Source organism: Butyrivibrio sp. WCD2001 (genome assembly GCF_000424485.1).
GTDB lineage: Bacteria > Bacillota > Clostridia > Lachnospirales > Lachnospiraceae > Butyrivibrio.
On sequence record NZ_AUJZ01000013.1, the window covers coordinates 50948 to 66392 of the forward strand.

The window sequence follows — 15445 nt, forward strand, 5'->3', positions numbered from 1 at the left end:
ATATAATCAGAAGGAAAGACTGCTTGCGAGCGGAATTACCAGTGCAAGAATCAATACGATAATGATTATTGCAGAAATGACTTTTCTGTTTTTGCCGGAATTAAAAAACTTCAACATAGTATTATACTCCTAAATTTTCTGAAAGGAAATTATAAATGAAATTACCTTTTTTGACAACCTTTATCCTCTTCGTCCTGATGACCAACATAGCGATACACAGGAACAATGAGAAAATACGCAAAAAGGAAGAAGACTTCTGGGATAAAGAACTTCGAGCCAACAGCACGAGACGAAAAAGTCTCGAGCATTTGGACTATGTCACAATCCCTATGGACAAGCTCCCCTTTGGCGCTGTAACCGGGAACGATGAGATCGATTTTTGTGAAAAAAGCATCCGTCGGCTCGCTGAGCAGAGGATCGTCAATCTGACCGGAATTACCAACACCGATCTCAAGCTTGAATACGGTGCTCCCAACATTACGGAGCTCACAGCCTACGACCAGAACTACACAACACTGGTCACAAACCTTCAAAAGTGGGCAAAAGAGCTGTATGACGCTTCATTATATAAGGAAGCTGTCTCCGTCCTTGAATTTGCAGTATCTACCAAAACCGACGTGACCGCAACTTATAAGCTTCTGTGTGATCTTTATAAAAACAAGCTGTCGCTGTCCCAGACTGAGGCTGATTCTAAGATAGAAAAGCTTCTTCCCATCGCCGAAAGCCTGAATTCATTAAGTAAGAGTAATATAATCAGTATTCTGAATTCGCAGCTTGGTGATAATTCAAAAAATAGCCTTCCTCCAACGAAGGAAGATGTCAGTGAAATAGTCGGGTGAAGGATCCCCTCATCCGTCGGCTTCGCCGACACCTTCCCCCCAGGGGGAAGGCTTTATTTATTTCAAATTACTGCAGGGCCGCCGCCGATGGATACAGTGTAGAAGGTTGCGTCATAACCTATCTTTTCGCGATAAGCCTTTCCTACCTTCTCCTTGAATTCCTCAACTGCCTCGTCCTTAACTATTGAGACAGTGCAGCCTCCGAAGCCGCCGCCTGTCATTCTGGAGCCGATAACTCCCGGAATCTTCCAGGCTTCCTCGGCAAGAGTATCAAGCTCAATACCTGTTACATCATAGTCATCTCGAAGTGAAATGTGAGACTGCTTCATGAGCTCGCCGAATTTCTCAAGATCTCCTGCCTTTAAAGCAGCAACTGCTTCGATCGTTCTCTGGTTCTCATACACGGCGTGCTTAGCCTTGATGCGTCTGTCATCATCCTTGATGGCGTCCTTATGAGCCTCAAATTCCTCTTCAGTAAGATCACCCAGTGTCTTAATATCAACAACTGTCTGAAGCTCGGAAAGAGCCTTTTCACAAGCGCTTCTTCTGGCATTGTAAGCAGAATCTGTAAGCTTGTGCTTTTTATTTGTATTACTGATGATGATCTTCGCACCGTCAAGCTTTATGGGTGCATATTCAAAGGACAGATCCGCAGTATCGAGGAAAATTGCATTCTCCTCTTTTCCCATCGCGGATGCAAACTGATCCATAATTCCGCAGTTGCAGCCGTTGAAATTGTTCTCGGAGTACTGTCCGATAAGTGCAAGATCCTGATTGGTAACATCAAATCCGTAGAGGTCTCTTAAGATGAATCCTGTCAGAACCTCAAGGGATGCAGAAGATGAAAGGCCTGAACCGTTCGGAATATTGCCGTAGATTATCATGTCAAAGCCCGTATCGAGCTTAAGTCCTCTTTTCTCAAAAGCCCATACAACACCAACCGGATATGCTGTCCAGCCTGCTGTTCTGGATTTTTCAAGATCATCAAGTGAAGCCTCGATAATTTTTCCATTGTCAAAATTCATTGAAAAGAAGCGCATTTTTCTGTCGTTTCTCTTCGCTGCAGCTCCGTAGGTTCCTATTGTCAGTGCGCAGGGAAATACATGTCCGCCGTTGTAATCTGTGTGTTCACCAATAAGATTAACACGGCCGGGAGCAAAGTATGCTTTAACGCTGTCGTTTTTGCCATACTGCTCTTCGAATCCCTTAAGTACTGCGTCTTTCATTTTCTGTTCCATATTCTGTCCTTCCTAGCCCCTCATCCGGCACTTCGTGCCACCTGTCTTCGCTCCGCTTCGGTCCGCGCTAAACCAACGTCCCCCGGACGTTGAGCGCCCCCCAAGGGGGATGGCTTTAGTTCTTCGCTGCCTGAAGGAGCTTCTCGCGGAGCTGGCCTTCGATCTGTGCAAGCTCTGCTTCTGCGTTCTTACGCTTTTCCTTACCTTCAGTCTGTATTCTCATAACTTCGTCAAGAGTTGTGATAAGTGTCTCGTTGGTGTGCTTAAGTGTCTCCATGTCAACTATGCCTCGCTCTGATTCCTTAGCAGCCTCAACGGTAGCAACCTTCAGCATGTCTGCGTTCTTCTTAAGAAGTGCGTTGGTCATGTCGTTAACCTCGCGCTCAGCCTTAGCTGCCTGTGCGGAGTGCTCGATTCCGATTGCGATAACCATCTGGTTCTTCCAAAGCGGAATAGTGTTAACGATTGTGGACTGGATCTTCTCAGCCATTGCTGTGTCAGCACTCTGAACCATACGGATCTGAGGGCCTGTCTGCATAGCGATTGTACGTGTAAGCTCAAGATCGTAGATCTTCTTCTCGAATCTGTCGCAGAGAGCTGCCATATCCTTAGCTGCCTGTGCATCCTCAGGAAGTCCTGACTGCTCTGCCTTCTTCTGAGCTGCAACAAGCTCGTTTGCTCTAACCTGCTCAAGCTTCTTCTTACCTGCAATGATGTACATTGAAAGCTCTTTGTAGTAATTGAGGTTGAGCTTGTACATGTTGTCGAGTGTGGCAACATCCTTCATAAGAGTCATCTGATGTCTCTCAAGCTCATTGCTGATAGCCTCAACGTTTTTCTCAACGCTTGTATATCTTGCCTTTAATGCAGTAACCTTATTGGCACTCTTTTTGAAAAGTGCTTTAAGTCCCTTCTCGTCCTCTTCAACCTCAAAGTTCTTGAGCTCTGTAACAAGGCCTGTGATCATGTCGCCGACCTGTCCCATATCCTTTGTGCGCACGTTATCAATGGCTTTTTCCGAAAAATCTGCCATCTTCTTCTGTGTGCCTGCACCGTAGTTCATGATTCCCTGAGAGTTGGTAATATCAATCTGCTGAACGAAAGCATCAACCTGCTTCATCTCCTCCTCAGTCAGCTGTGCCTCTGCTGCAGCTGCCTCAGGTGTCTGCGGTGCTGTAGCTGCCGGCGCAGGTGCAACTGCCTCGGCTACCGGTGCGTCAAATGACAATGTCGGTGCTGAATTCTCAAACTCTTTAAACTCGTCTCCCATTTTACTTCCTCCAACTAAATTTTTCTTTTCATAATGTTTCAAAAAACAAACATTTACGACTAAAAATGATTACTGTTATTCTTCGGGTTAAAACTTAAGCTGTACCTTTTCATCCTCAGCGGCCTGGGCCTGCGCACCTGCGGCCTGCTGCAATTCGGGGGCTACCTGATATGCAGATCCCTCAAACGAAAGCGGTGCCGGCTGCGGAGTAGTTCTTGCCGGAACAGGAACCGGCTCGGGCATAGGCTGTCCGGACATAAGCCCATCGGGTGTAAGACCGTCCTGCGCCATCATGGTTTTCATAACCGATATATCTGAAGAAATATCCCATGCCATATCCTGGAACAAGCTGTCCAGAAGATTTTCAAAGGCATCGTTTATTACATCGATAGCACCCTCAATCTCTTTCTTGGTTCTCGTGATGTTCTCACCAACCTCAGGCTGCTTATCGAGATCAACATAAGCATTCAAAAGCTTGGTTGTTGTGGGCAGATAGTAATTCATGAACTTCTTGAGTTCGTCCGCACATTCGGGCTCATTCTCCACCTGGGTGAAAATCTTCCTCATGATATTTTCAAGCTGATAGAGCTTCTCCGACATCTCATCACCGGGAATCTCATCATTAATTCTGCGGATAGTTGCAAGATAAGCATTACCCTCATCAATGATAGACTTAACGCCCTGGTTTGTTACACCCTCTGTGCTCTCGGCACTGAAGCGATCCTGGCTCATCTGCTGTGCCTCAGCCAGTTCTCTGTCCTGTCTTGCCTTCTCAGCTCTCATATACTGTGCGAAGGCTCTCTCGGAAAGCATTACCGTAGTCTCATTCCTGTCAAACCTTGCGGTAGGAAGAAAGTCCTTATTTATCATCTTCTTGATGTTTTTCAGAACCGTATCGGAACGCTCTCCTGCTGCCATCGCAAGATCACCGACTGCGAAAAATTCGGAATTCCCCAAGATTCTTCCGTATTTATTAAAAGCTTTTGCCAGCTTTTTATCATCGGATCCTACCTTAATAAGAATGCCGAATAATGCTGTGATTGCGAGATAAGTAACGGCTTGCGCCCACACACCGGTTGATATGGCCCCAAGGGTTGCAAGTCCGAAAATTGCAGCACCTACTATGCCTCCAACTACCTTGCCCATTCCGTGATTCATGCTGACTTTTCTTGTAAAAAACGGTATCCTTTTGGCGCCGCTTGCATAATTTACGGTCCTGCCTGTCGAAGCCTTGCCTCTGAAATTCTGTGAGGGATTAGCTTTTGCTGCCCTGACCGCATCCTCTATTGAAACCTTCAGTGAAACACTAAGATTATCATAATTTCCTGTCTCGACCGCCTTGGTAACCTCTTTTAATATCTTGTTACCAGCGTTATAGATGTTATCGTAATCTCCCATAACTCTTCCATCCTCAATAAAACAACTGATTGAAATCTTTTCCATTTTATAATATTATCCATCAAAAAACAATCTCAGACCGCGTAAATTCAAGGGCTTTAATTGGTTTACTTTGGTACCTTAAAGTGAAAAATTGTGTTATTATTGACCGTGGAGTTACTTTTTTCCAAAAACTTTATATTATAAGAAGGTAAAATTGTATGGACAGACAAAATCTGACACTGCTGACAGACCTGTATGAACTTACGATGATGCAGGGCTACTTCAAGAACAAGTCCCAGAACGAGACCGTAATTTTTGATGCTTTTTTCAGAAATAATCCGTTTGGCGGCGGCTACTCGATTATGGCCGGACTTGAGCAGCTTATCAACTATATTAAAGAGCTGCATTTTGACGAGGAAGATATCGATTATCTCAGAAGCATTGGTATCTTTGACGAGGATTTCCTTGATTATCTTCGCGACTTCAAATTCAGCGGGGACATCTATTCCATCCCCGAAGGAACACTCATTTTCCCCAGAGAGCCCCTTGTTAAGGTCATCGCACCCATCATGGAAGCTCAGCTTATTGAAACCGCGATTTTAAATATCATCAACCATCAGTCGCTTATCGCAACCAAGGCAGCAAGAATCTGCTATGCCGCTGAGGGCGACGGAATTATGGAGTTCGGTCTTCGCCGTGCTCAGGGTCCTGATGCCGGAACCTACGGTGCAAGAGCCGCAGTTATCGGCGGATGTGTCGGCACCAGTAATGTTCTCTGCGGACAGCTCTTCGATATCCCTGTAAAGGGCACACATGCTCACAGCTGGATCATGAGTTTCCCGGATGAGTACACAGCTTTTAAGACCTATGCAAAATTGTATCCTTCCGCATGCATCCTTCTTGTCGACACCTATGACACCCTTAAGTCAGGTGTACCAAATGCAATCCGTGTTTTCAAGGAGATGAAGGAAGAAGGCATCGACCTTAGCTTCTTCGGCATCCGTCTCGACAGCGGCGACCTTGCTTATCTTTCAAAAGAGGCCCGCAAGATGCTCGATGACGCCGGATTCCCGGATGCTATTATTTCAGCTTCCAACGATCTTGATGAGTACCTTATCTCATCCCTTAAGTCACAGGGCGCTGCCATCACTTCCTGGGGCGTTGGTACACACCTCATCACAGCCAAGGACAATCCGTCCTTCGGAGGCGTTTACAAGCTCGCAGCGGTTATGGGCGAAGACGGTGAGTTTATTCCCAAGATCAAGCTCTCCGAGAATTCCGAGAAGGTCACCAACCCCGGAAACAAGAAGATCTACAGAGTTTATGAAAAGGCAAGCGGCAAGGTTAAGGCCGACCTCATCTGTCTCGAAAACGAGACCTTTACTGAGGATAAACAGCTTCTGCTCTTCGATCCCTTAGAGCCCTGGAAGAAGACTCTTCTTCCCGCAGGAAGCTTCACTTTAAGAGAGATCATGGTTCCTATATTCAAAAACGGCGAATGTGTCTACACTTCACCTAAGACGATGGAAATTCGTGATTACTGCCTCAAGGAGCAGGATACACTCTGGGAGGAGACAAGACGTCTCTTCAATCCTCACGAGGTACATGTGGATCTGTCCCGTCGTTTGTATGACACCAAGATGAAACTTCTGGATCAAATGTCCGGACTCGATATGACAAATGTAGAAAACTGATAAAATGACGCCCGGGGATTTAAGTATATAGATTTCAATCTCGTTGCTTACGCATAATCGCTTGAAATCTATATACTTAAATCCCCGGGCTGTTTTTTAAAATTATTACATTTTCATATCATCCGGTTATTCAAGGATAATTATTTTTTATGATCATAGGGATGGATTGTCTCTATAGTTCCATCCTCTGCGATGTTAAGCTTTGTATACTTAACACACCTTCTGTGGTTGATTCCTCCTGACAATTCACAGTCATGATAGAACAGGTACCACTCACCCTCAATCTCAAGAATTGAATGATGTGTTGTCCAACCGATTACAGGCTCCATGATGCGTCCCTTGTAGGTGAAGGGGCCGTATGGGTTATCACTCTCAGCATAGCAGAGATAATGTGTGGTTCCGGTTGAATATGAGAAATAGTACTTTCCGTTGTACTTGTAGGTCCAGGGATCCTCGAAATATCTGCGATCCTCGTCACCTGCAAGAAGGGGCTTTCCGTTTTCATCCAGAATCTGAATATCTCTGGGTGTTTCTGCAAAGGACTTCATATCCTCGCTCATAAGTGCCATCTTCGGAAAAACCGCATTCTCATTCTTCTCCGGCTCTGTGCCGTTAGGATCGAATTTTCCTGTTCTGTATTTCTCAAGCTGTCCGCCCCAGAGGCCGCCAAAGTAAACATATACTTTTCCGTCGTCGTCCTTGAAGGAGCAGGGATCTATACTGAAGCTTCCCTCAATGCAATTGTCCTCAGGCTTGAAAGGTCCTTCGGGCTTATCGCTCTCTGCGATACCGAGTCTGAAGTTTCCTTCCTTATCTCTTGCCGGAAATACAAGATAATACTTGCCGTTTGTATAAACCGCATCCGGTGCCCACATCTGATCGCTAACCCAGGGTACATCGTGCATGCTGAGTGCCACGCCGTGATCTGTAACATCTCCGCCGAGCTTATCCATGGAAAGGATGTGGTAATCCTGCATCTGATACTCATCACCGTTATCGTTATCCTCACCGTCATGCGGAATATCATGTGACGGATATACATAGATTTTTCCGTCGAAAACATGTGCTGACGGGTCTGCTGTGAAAATATGTGTAACTAAAGGCTCTCTTTCTTTGCTCATTATAAACTCCTCTCTATTACCAGTGGATTAAGATTATCACAGGCGCCTTGCTCATTTCTTTGCAATAGTTGTTAATTGGTGTCAAAAAATTGCCTTAATTAATTTCGCTTTTTTGCTCGTATCATTAATTATCACCTATTTTCACATGGCAAAATTGTGCAAAAGCCATAATCTTAGCGCTTTTGTCCGCAATAATTAATTGGTTAAAAGCAATTTTTGATAGTTAAAAGAGCATCTTTTTGTAATAAAATAAACTCTGTAATTTACAGATATTGCTAATTGCATATTTGAGAACCTTAGAGGAAACGAATATGATTGAAACTTTAAACGGACTTGTTGAGACAGTCAATTTTAAACAGAGTACTTCCATAAAATTATATGACAATGATAAATATGAAGATTATCCGCCGCACTGGCATGCTGCGATTGAGCTCATTATGCCCACTCGCAATTTGTACTTCCTGAACTGTGCAGGCGAAGATGTTGTTCTAAGAGAGGGCGATATCGCCATTATCTGCCCGGGATGCATCCACTCCATAAAAGCTCCCGAAGTTGGTCAGCGCATCATTTTTCAGCCCGATACCAATGAGCTCAGATTCATGCATGACGTTGAATCACTTATCAACATCATGTCTCCTTATATTGTTGTAACTCCCGAGGATTATCCTCAGATCCACGACAGGGCAAAGACTCTCCTTTTGGAGATCAACCAGATTTATGAAAAGAATGCCTCTTTTTCAGAGGTTGATATCTATTGTAAGCTTCTGGAATTCATGTCTCTTATAGGAAAAAATTACGTCAGCAAAAAGCGCACCGACGATTCTTCGGAATACGCCAAGGGCGACGAATACTTTGAGAAATTTATCGAGATCTGCGACTATCTTCAGGAGCACTGCTCTGAGGACCTTACTCTCGATGATGTTGCCGACAGAAGCGGCTTTAGCAAGTTTTATTTCTCAAGAAGATTCAAGCAGTTTACAAACGTTTCCTTCTATAAATATGTGAACCAGAAGAGAATTGCAAAAGCTGAAACATATCTTACAGATCCCAGGAACTCTGTCACGGATGTAGCCTTAAACTGCGGCTTCCCGTCACTGTCCTCTTTTATAAGAATGTTCAAGATAATAAAGGGATGCACACCAACAGAATTCAGAAATATGTACTGGTGTGGGAATAAAGCGTAAAGGGAGTAGCGTCTTGTCTGAAAGGCAAGACGGTCCTGTAATGGACACACGCAGGGCGAAACCAGGCTACCTTACAACACATGAGAGATTCCGCTTAGTGCTGCTTCGTTCCCGACCTGACACGGTTCGCAGGCTCTCATTGCATAAGACCCGATCCCGCACGAGCGTGCACCCGTTACAAGACCGTCATTTGTTAATAATAAGCAGATGATGATAAGTTGTCAACCATTATCCACCACGAGGCACATTATTGTGCCTTTTCTACTATATAATCAGAATAACTCATTCCAACATATTTCTTAAAACATCTCCCAAAGTAATTGGGATCCGGAATCCCGACCTCTGCTGCCGTCTGGTACATTTTGTACCCCTGCTCAGCATACTTTATGGCCTTCTTCATTCGAAGATCTGTTAAGTACTTCGCAAAGTTCTTGCCGGTATCCTGCTTGAACTTGCGGGAAAGATAGCTTGAGGAAAAGCCAAAATTCTGCGCAACAAACGCAAGGTTAAGGGTGGAATCCGTGATGTGGTCCTTAACATATTGCTTGATCAGTTCGGTGGAATTAGCCTCTGTAATTGCAGGTTCTTCCTCGCTGTCCGCAAAGTCTGAGGTGCTGGCTCCTCCCATCGCATCAAGTTTCTGCTTTGCGCGCTCAAGAACCTTTGTAACCTCCGCACGCACCATGGGTTTAAGCATATAGTCAAAAACCGGAAGACTTACGCATTTTCTTGCATACTCAAATTTATCTATGGCCGTCATGATGATGATGATCAGGTTCGGATAGCGCTTAGTTGCGGTCTCCGTGAATTCTATTCCGTCCATGAACGGCATGGATATATCAACAAAGGCGATGTCCGGCTTTATCTCATCAATAGTGTTTATTGCCTCTATGCCGCTGGCGGCTTCGCCGACAACTTCCATGTCGAGACTTTTATAATCTATAGCTGCACGCATCAATTTGCGTGCGGATTCCTCATCGTCTATGATCATTACTCTGTACATAATACCTCCCCGTATCCCCTCATCCGTCAGCTTCGCTGACACCTGTCTTCGCTCCGCTTCGGTCCGCGCTAAACCAACGTCCCCCGGACGTTGAGCGCCCCCCGAGGGGAAAACTTTTACAATTTATACTCAAGCCCCTGGATGCATCATATCAGGAATAATAAACTCAACCTCCGTGAATTCCCCTATTTCACTGCTTATCCTGACTACATCTTCTCTGCCTGTGTAATACCTTATCCTCTCTATTGTACCCCATAATCCAAAACTACTCGAGTTTTGTTCGTAGGTATTGCTCCTCGAGGTCACGATTTTCTCTATAAGCTCAGCATCCATGCCTACTCCGGTGTCTCTAACTATCAGATGGAGCTCTCCGTCTTCGAGATGTGCAGATATTTTTATTGTGCCCTTTTCACCTTTAAGTCGTATACCGTGATAGATGCAGTTCTCCACCATCGGCTGCAGGATAAGCTTAGGCACAACAAAATCCAGCGTGTCCTCACTAATGTCGTATTCATCATCAAGAATATCTCCATACCGCAGCTTCTGAAGTGATAGATAATCCTTAACAATGCAGATCTCGCGGGAAAGCGGAATCTCTCTGTCGCCCTTACTAAGGAAATTCCTGTAAAAGCTTCCGAGTGTCTCCAGAGCATCATGCACCTTGTCAGCTCCGGCATCAAGCGCCATGAATCCTATGGTCTCAATTGAATTATATAAAAAGTGCGGCTTAATCTGCTCCTGTAAGACACGCATTTCCGCCTTTTGAAGAGTCTTTTCCTTCTCCACCAGCTCATCAAACAGCTCGTTTACGTGGTCGATCATACTGTTATAATCACCCTCAAGCATGTTTAATTCACTGTAAGGAACCTCAACATCTATTTTTTTCAGTTCTCCGGAGCGCTTATTTCTCTCCATCGCTCCCGATAGCTCAAATATCGGATCTGTTATGTTCTGTCTTATGAAAATTGCGACAAAAACTGCCATAAGAGTGAAAACAGCCAGAAGAAACAACAGGATATACAGCATTCTGAAGGGTATTCCCGCTGTGCCGTAGGGTGAAACCCTAAGGATTACTATCGGAAGGTCATTCACTCTGCATCCTGAAAGAAGGACATCTTTTCCGCCCAGCCTGATATTTCTGTGTCTGATCTTTTCACTAAGAAATTCATCTCCAAAGTAGCTCTCATACTCGCGGTTCCCGGCGAGAAAGGTCCCGTCGGTTCCAATGATGCAGATATTGTTGTATCCAAGCCTCGTCAGCATATTTTCAAATACGCTTGTGGAGATGTTCATCATAAGGAGTCCCGTGCGCTTCTGGGTATCAATGTCATTAATGGCTCTTCCTATGGAAACCATAGGCCTTCCGTCCGCCTTCTCGGCAATACCATAGCTGTTTAGGGACACCACTGCTCTACCGTTGCCCTCATATATTTCCCTGCGCCAGTCTTCGCTGTTCATCAGATCCGTGTTGTAATTATAGGTGAATCTGTTGGTTGCAACGATGATCAAATCTTCTCTTATGACCATTACGCTATCCACACCCTCTGTGGAATTCAAAATGTCCATTATACCGTATCTGGCATCATTTATCATTCCCATACTCACAGCTGATACTTCCGCGCGCAAAAAATCGATCACGCGGCTCTCTATCATTATGAGCCTCGAGAGCGATGTGTATTTTTCAATATCTGATGAAATATTACTGGAAAGAGTTTTTAAGACGTTATCAGAATCTCTGACTCCATAGTCGCGGCGCTCTCTCTCGGTAATGATGGTCATTGAAATAATGAATGCTGCAATTGCAACCAAAACCACCTCAAAGATGAGCTTTTTAAGGCTCAGTGAAAGAGATACTCCGCTCCTATTCTTTTTAATTAATCCCCAATTGCCGAACTTCATGTAAACCCCTAAAAAACCAAAATGTGCTTACACTATTATAGTATATTCAGAATTGATTTCAAAACTTTAACAAGGTGTAAATTAGTTATTTGCTTACAACCTTGAGATTTCATCAAGGATCTCTTCCCGATCTCTGAATCTATAGTAATCTTCTTCATCCTTAATGCTGAACGCACCGATTGGAATTCTTGCAAGATCTTCAATTAACTGCATTGAGTCAGGCGCAAATCCTGCCTTCTTAATGACGTTTCTAAAAGGAATCTCCAGCTCGGGTTCAAGATGCAAAGCCTTGATAAGTTCCTGAACATTCTTTGTATCCATCCCTTCATCTCCAACAAAGTGATATGCTGTCGATTTTCCTCCTTCAAGAACCTCTATTGCAAAGAGCATGTCATCAAAATAGCTAATACTGATAACCGGCGTATCCAGCCTCTCTGACAGTCGCACTGCTTCTTCTCTTACATCTTCAAATTCAGTTTCAAGATTATCCTCGAAAATTGTATCCCAGTCAGGAGTCAAATGCTCTATGCAATAGTCTTCCTCAAGCTCATATTGATTCTTATGTCCGGGGTTGTAAACCTGAATATTACGAAATGATGTCCCCATTTTTCCTCCTTGCCCATTTTGCTTTTATTCAGCAGTTTTAATTCTCTTTATTGTTGATCCCTTCAGGTAGAACGCATCACCCTTACTGGGTGACTTCTTTACTCTGGCAACCATCAGCGGAGGAATGCTGATGAAATTGATATCTCCGATTTCCTCAAACATCAGTACATTTCCGCTGTCACTGATACCATACCTATGTTTATGCCATTTTATTTTTTACAAATAAGATAATGAATCCTCCCGCTATACAAACAGCCAGAAGAACCAGGTAAATTGCATCCATTATTCCCGCAAAAAATAAACCCACTTCAGGACCGACACTTACATATGGATCATTCACATATCCGGACACGTAAATTGCAGTGGACAAAGCTATGCCTACCAGATTCGTCCATATGATCGTAATTACATACTTGTTGTAGGGAAAATATCCCTTGGATTTCACCAAATCGTAGATAATGAATCCCAGTGTAACAAAAAATGGAGTTATCAGCTGCGGAAAATCAAGAATTGAAAAATATGGTATAATCCACGCCGCCAATATCAGCAAATGGAATTCCCGCACCCTTGCATAGTTCATGTAATCAATATACATTTCCCTTACCTTATTAATTCCTTCTATTTTTTTCTTTCTTTTTCGACAAAGTGTCAAAAATGATTTGCCATATCATTCAAAGCCTCATCCCGTTTCCATTGTTCAACTTTTATATTGTTTTTTTGAAGTTCTTCTATTGTAAGAAGTCTATTTAATTCATAAACATAATCAGAAATTATTTCTTTCACACTTCTATCAGAATAATATTTGCCAAGTGCACCATTAAGAGGAGCAGTGTTTATATATTTATTATCTATCCTTCTTATGTCTAATGATTTTCCTTTTACTTTTTGTATTTCCTCATCCATCCCTTCAGCTATCTGCTTTCTATACACTTCCAAGGAGGGAACTTTCAAAAGGTTATGCATATAAAAGGCCACCACTTTATAAAAATCCTGCTTGATATCTTCCCACTCTTTTCCTCTCATTCCTAAAAAAGCTTCTGCAATATATCCTAAAGCCTGATTTATATCCACATCATTGATACCATTATCATCACAAAACTGGCTAGACAATTCTTTCATATTCTCAAAAACATAATCGCGATCTTCTTTTTCGATGGCATGCTGTCTTCTTACTTCATCAAGCGCTCTATACCCCTCGTTTTCAAGAAATACTTCTACTTCTGAAATTGCTGCCCTATATGATTCCACTTCTTCAGATTCATATTTAAACAAAAGATTCTTTGGATAAAACCCATCAAGCCTTATCATACCAGGTTTGTCTACAATCTCGACTAGTACAAACTTTTGTCCAACTCCATTCCTTCTAAACGTAGCTACATCCCATATCCTGCCAGATTTTGTTCCCCACTCTACTTGGAACTCTCTTTTACTAGCTTCTTCACATATTATTTCTTTAATTATCTCTTTTCTTCTGATTTTCATTTTCATTAACCTCTTATCATGCTGGACCATCACATGCATTTGGATCAAACAATACCTCTGAAAGCTTTAGCACATCACCATTATTAAGATGCAAATACTCCAAATCTGCATACCCATTGCCTCCGCTGCTAAGTCTTGGGCTTTCGGATTTCACCCATCTTTCAACTCTTATATCCTTTAGCAAATATCCCTTCTTCATTTTAATTTTCAACTTTCCTGCCGTATTTAAGTCTACGAATTTAGCAGTATAGTCGTCTTCAAGGCATTTTTTCAGTATGTTCTTTTTCTGGTGGCATATATCTGTATAGCCTCATAGTTAGTATTAACTGAGTATTTATATCTGTGGCTTACACACTTTGCCTTCAGGTTTTTATTACTAGTCTTTACATTTGCAACATGTGTGTCCACCTCATCCATATTTACATTGATGGCATTTATATATCCTGTCATTTTTTTATTAACAAGATTTATCACCTTTTCTTTTTCATAGGTGACATTCACTGCCTTTGCTGTTATTCCTCTGCCGTAAACAATTATCAGCATTATGGTTATAACCATCAGGAGTTTTGTTGCACCCAAGCAAACTCTTTTCATCAGATTCTCCACTGTCCTCGATCCCCTACATACACGCAACAAGGGATGTAATGCATATAAATGCATCACATCCCTTGATTTTTAAATAATTAAATTGTTAAAGACTCCCCAAACAAAACTGTAAGACACTTCTTGCGCTCCCCTGATTTATCGTTCCCCCTCGATATATCAAACAAAAAGCGTCTTTACAATAGCATGATTTTACTAAAAATACAACAACATTATCCCAAATTGTTAATAATCTTAATAAATTCTTAATAATTCAGAAAGTATTGTCAAAAGGCCATCAACCCTTGACCGCACCTGCGATGAAGCTTGCCTGAATCTTTTTACTAAGGAAAAGATAAGCTATAAGTGTCGGGAAGGTCGCGATAACAAGCGCAGCACCAATGGGTCCCCACTCCGTTGTATGCTGTCCTGACAGGGCCTTGATACCTACTGGCAGAGTTCTATGCACTGAGTCTGAGATGAATACGTTAGCAAACATGAACTCGTTCCAGCACTGAAGGTATGAATAAACGCCAACCGTTGAAACCGCGGGCTTCATAAGCGGCAGGATTATTCTGAAAAATGTTCCGAACAGTCCGCATCCATCGATTCTTGCTGCCTCATCAAGCGCAAAAGGTATCTCGGACATGAATCCGGTGCTGATCAGAATTGCCATTGAAAGTGAAAAAGCTGCATACGGAATAATAAGTGTTGAATACTTATTGAGCCAGTGAAGCTTTGAAAGCACTACATAAACCGGAACGATTGATGCCTGGATCGGTATTGTGAGTCCAAGCATAAAAAATGCGTTCATCAGCTTACTGCCCTTCCATCTGATTCTTGTGATAGCGTAAGTAGCCATCATCGCAGCCATAATAGATATGGCAATGGCAATAGTTGTAACAAGTAAACTGTTGAAGAAATAAAGGCCCATGTTTCCCGTGCCCATGGCAGTTGTAAAGTTTGACCACAGCCATTTTTGCGGGAGACCTATCACGTTTGCACCAAAGATTTCATCGTTGGATTTCAGGGCAAATGTGAACATGAAATATATAGGAAATAGGTTAATAATCGCCCAGATTACTAATATTATTTCCGTAAAAACCTTAAATACAGGATTTGTTTCCTTAAGTGTATAGCTTTCCAT

16 protein-coding genes and 1 other RNA gene are annotated in these 15445 nt (G+C 42.9%); 3 read left to right on the plus strand and 14 right to left on the minus strand.

What is annotated here, in order from left to right:
- Positions 1-155 precede the first annotated feature (155 nt).
- A complete protein-coding gene (locus tag G630_RS21720) occupies positions 156-839 on the plus strand; it encodes a hypothetical protein (RefSeq protein WP_049946194.1) in 684 nt (227 codons plus the stop codon).
- Between the two features lie 62 nt (positions 840-901).
- Here G630_RS21720 and G630_RS0111945 read toward each other — a convergent pair whose 3' ends face one another.
- The 3 genes from G630_RS0111945 to G630_RS21725 form a co-directional block, all read right to left on the minus strand.
- Positions 902-2065, minus strand: coding sequence for a galactokinase (locus G630_RS0111945; RefSeq protein ID WP_026498698.1), 1164 nt, complete (start codon positions 2063-2065; stop codon positions 902-904).
- A 127-nt stretch (positions 2066-2192) separates the two neighbouring features.
- Entirely contained in the window at positions 2193-3347 is a 1155-nt protein-coding gene (locus G630_RS0111950; RefSeq protein WP_022760971.1) for a toxic anion resistance protein, read from the minus strand.
- Positions 3348-3434: 87 nt separating this feature from the next.
- Positions 3435-4790, minus strand: coding sequence for a 5-bromo-4-chloroindolyl phosphate hydrolysis family protein (locus tag G630_RS21725; RefSeq protein ID WP_049946195.1), 1356 nt, complete (start codon positions 4788-4790; stop codon positions 3435-3437).
- Between the two features lie 155 nt (positions 4791-4945).
- On the opposite strand from G630_RS21725, the gene G630_RS0111960 reads away from it, so the two are divergent.
- The gene (locus G630_RS0111960; protein ID WP_022760969.1) at positions 4946-6421 is read left to right on the plus strand and encodes a nicotinate phosphoribosyltransferase; all 1476 of its coding nucleotides are present in this window, start codon (positions 4946-4948) and stop codon (positions 6419-6421) included.
- A 140-nt stretch (positions 6422-6561) separates the two neighbouring features.
- Here the strand turns inward: G630_RS0111960 and G630_RS0111965 are convergent, their stop codons facing one another.
- Entirely contained in the window at positions 6562-7542 is a 981-nt protein-coding gene (locus G630_RS0111965; RefSeq protein ID WP_026498699.1) for a glycoside hydrolase family 43 protein, read from the minus strand.
- Between the two features lie 311 nt (positions 7543-7853).
- On the opposite strand from G630_RS0111965, the gene G630_RS0111970 reads away from it, so the two are divergent.
- Complete coding sequence (locus tag G630_RS0111970; RefSeq protein ID WP_026498700.1) at positions 7854-8726, plus strand: helix-turn-helix domain-containing protein; 873 nt, start codon at positions 7854-7856, stop codon at positions 8724-8726.
- 56 nt (positions 8727-8782) lie between these two features.
- On the opposite strand, the gene ffs is transcribed toward G630_RS0111970, so the two are convergent.
- The 10 genes from ffs to G630_RS0112015 all read right to left on the minus strand — a co-directional run bounded on the left by ffs (position 8783) and on the right by G630_RS0112015 (position 15445).
- Positions 8783-8882: signal recognition particle sRNA small type (gene ffs / locus G630_RS24250), an RNA gene on the minus strand.
- Positions 8883-8973: 91 nt separating this feature from the next.
- On the minus strand, positions 8974-9729 hold the full coding sequence (locus G630_RS0111975; protein WP_026498701.1) for a response regulator transcription factor: 756 nt from the start codon (positions 9727-9729) through the stop codon (positions 8974-8976).
- A gap of 129 nt (positions 9730-9858) precedes the next feature.
- Positions 9859-11628: a sensor histidine kinase gene (locus tag G630_RS23650; protein ID WP_049946196.1), complete on the minus strand. Its 1770-nt coding sequence runs from the start codon at positions 11626-11628 to the stop codon at positions 9859-9861.
- A gap of 93 nt (positions 11629-11721) precedes the next feature.
- On the minus strand, positions 11722-12234 hold the full coding sequence (locus tag G630_RS0111985; protein WP_026498702.1) for a hypothetical protein: 513 nt from the start codon (positions 12232-12234) through the stop codon (positions 11722-11724).
- Between the two features lie 24 nt (positions 12235-12258).
- Positions 12259-12396: a hypothetical protein gene (locus tag G630_RS24705; RefSeq protein ID WP_022760963.1), complete on the minus strand. Its 138-nt coding sequence runs from the start codon at positions 12394-12396 to the stop codon at positions 12259-12261.
- Positions 12397-12433: 37 nt separating this feature from the next.
- Positions 12434-12829: a hypothetical protein gene (locus tag G630_RS0111995; RefSeq protein ID WP_155831977.1), complete on the minus strand. Its 396-nt coding sequence runs from the start codon at positions 12827-12829 to the stop codon at positions 12434-12436.
- Between the two features lie 53 nt (positions 12830-12882).
- Positions 12883-13716: a lipase chaperone gene (locus G630_RS0112000; RefSeq protein ID WP_026498704.1), complete on the minus strand. Its 834-nt coding sequence runs from the start codon at positions 13714-13716 to the stop codon at positions 12883-12885.
- 16 nt (positions 13717-13732) lie between these two features.
- Positions 13733-13927: a hypothetical protein gene (locus G630_RS0112005; RefSeq protein WP_155831978.1), complete on the minus strand. Its 195-nt coding sequence runs from the start codon at positions 13925-13927 to the stop codon at positions 13733-13735.
- Between the two features lie 59 nt (positions 13928-13986).
- A complete protein-coding gene (locus G630_RS0112010; protein ID WP_026498706.1) occupies positions 13987-14310 on the minus strand; it encodes a hypothetical protein in 324 nt (107 codons plus the stop codon).
- A gap of 286 nt (positions 14311-14596) precedes the next feature.
- Positions 14597-15445, minus strand: coding sequence for a carbohydrate ABC transporter permease (locus tag G630_RS0112015; protein ID WP_026498707.1), 849 nt, complete (start codon positions 15443-15445; stop codon positions 14597-14599).

Excerpts from the sequence above, each read along its gene's own strand:
- G630_RS21720 (WP_049946194.1), top strand. The coding sequence starts at position 156 with ATGAAATTACCTTTTTTGACAACCTTTATCCTCTTCGTCCTGATGACC.
- G630_RS0111945 (WP_026498698.1), bottom strand. The coding sequence starts at position 2,065 with ATGAAAGACGCAGTACTTAAGGGATTCGAAGAGCAGTATGGCAAAAAC.
- G630_RS0111950 (WP_022760971.1), bottom strand. The coding sequence starts at position 3,347 with ATGGGAGACGAGTTTAAAGAGTTTGAGAATTCAGCACCGACATTGTCA.
- G630_RS21725 (WP_049946195.1), bottom strand. The coding sequence starts at position 4,790 with ATGGAAAAGATTTCAATCAGTTGTTTTATTGAGGATGGAAGAGTTATG.
- G630_RS0111960 (WP_022760969.1), top strand. The coding sequence starts at position 4,946 with ATGGACAGACAAAATCTGACACTGCTGACAGACCTGTATGAACTTACG.
- G630_RS0111965 (WP_026498699.1), bottom strand. The coding sequence starts at position 7,542 with ATGAGCAAAGAAAGAGAGCCTTTAGTTACACATATTTTCACAGCAGAC.
- G630_RS0111970 (WP_026498700.1), top strand. The coding sequence starts at position 7,854 with ATGATTGAAACTTTAAACGGACTTGTTGAGACAGTCAATTTTAAACAG.
- G630_RS0111975 (WP_026498701.1), bottom strand. The coding sequence starts at position 9,729 with ATGTACAGAGTAATGATCATAGACGATGAGGAATCCGCACGCAAATTG.
- G630_RS23650 (WP_049946196.1), bottom strand. The coding sequence starts at position 11,628 with ATGAAGTTCGGCAATTGGGGATTAATTAAAAAGAATAGGAGCGGAGTA.
- G630_RS0111985 (WP_026498702.1), bottom strand. The coding sequence starts at position 12,234 with ATGGGGACATCATTTCGTAATATTCAGGTTTACAACCCCGGACATAAG.
- G630_RS24705 (WP_022760963.1), bottom strand. The coding sequence starts at position 12,396 with ATGTTTGAGGAAATCGGAGATATCAATTTCATCAGCATTCCTCCGCTG.
- G630_RS0111995 (WP_155831977.1), bottom strand. The coding sequence starts at position 12,829 with ATGTATATTGATTACATGAACTATGCAAGGGTGCGGGAATTCCATTTG.
- G630_RS0112000 (WP_026498704.1), bottom strand. The coding sequence starts at position 13,716 with ATGAAAATCAGAAGAAAAGAGATAATTAAAGAAATAATATGTGAAGAA.
- G630_RS0112010 (WP_026498706.1), bottom strand. The coding sequence starts at position 14,310 with ATGAAAAGAGTTTGCTTGGGTGCAACAAAACTCCTGATGGTTATAACC.
- G630_RS0112015 (WP_026498707.1), bottom strand. The coding sequence starts at position 15,445 with ATGGAAAGCTATACACTTAAGGAAACAAATCCTGTATTTAAGGTTTTT.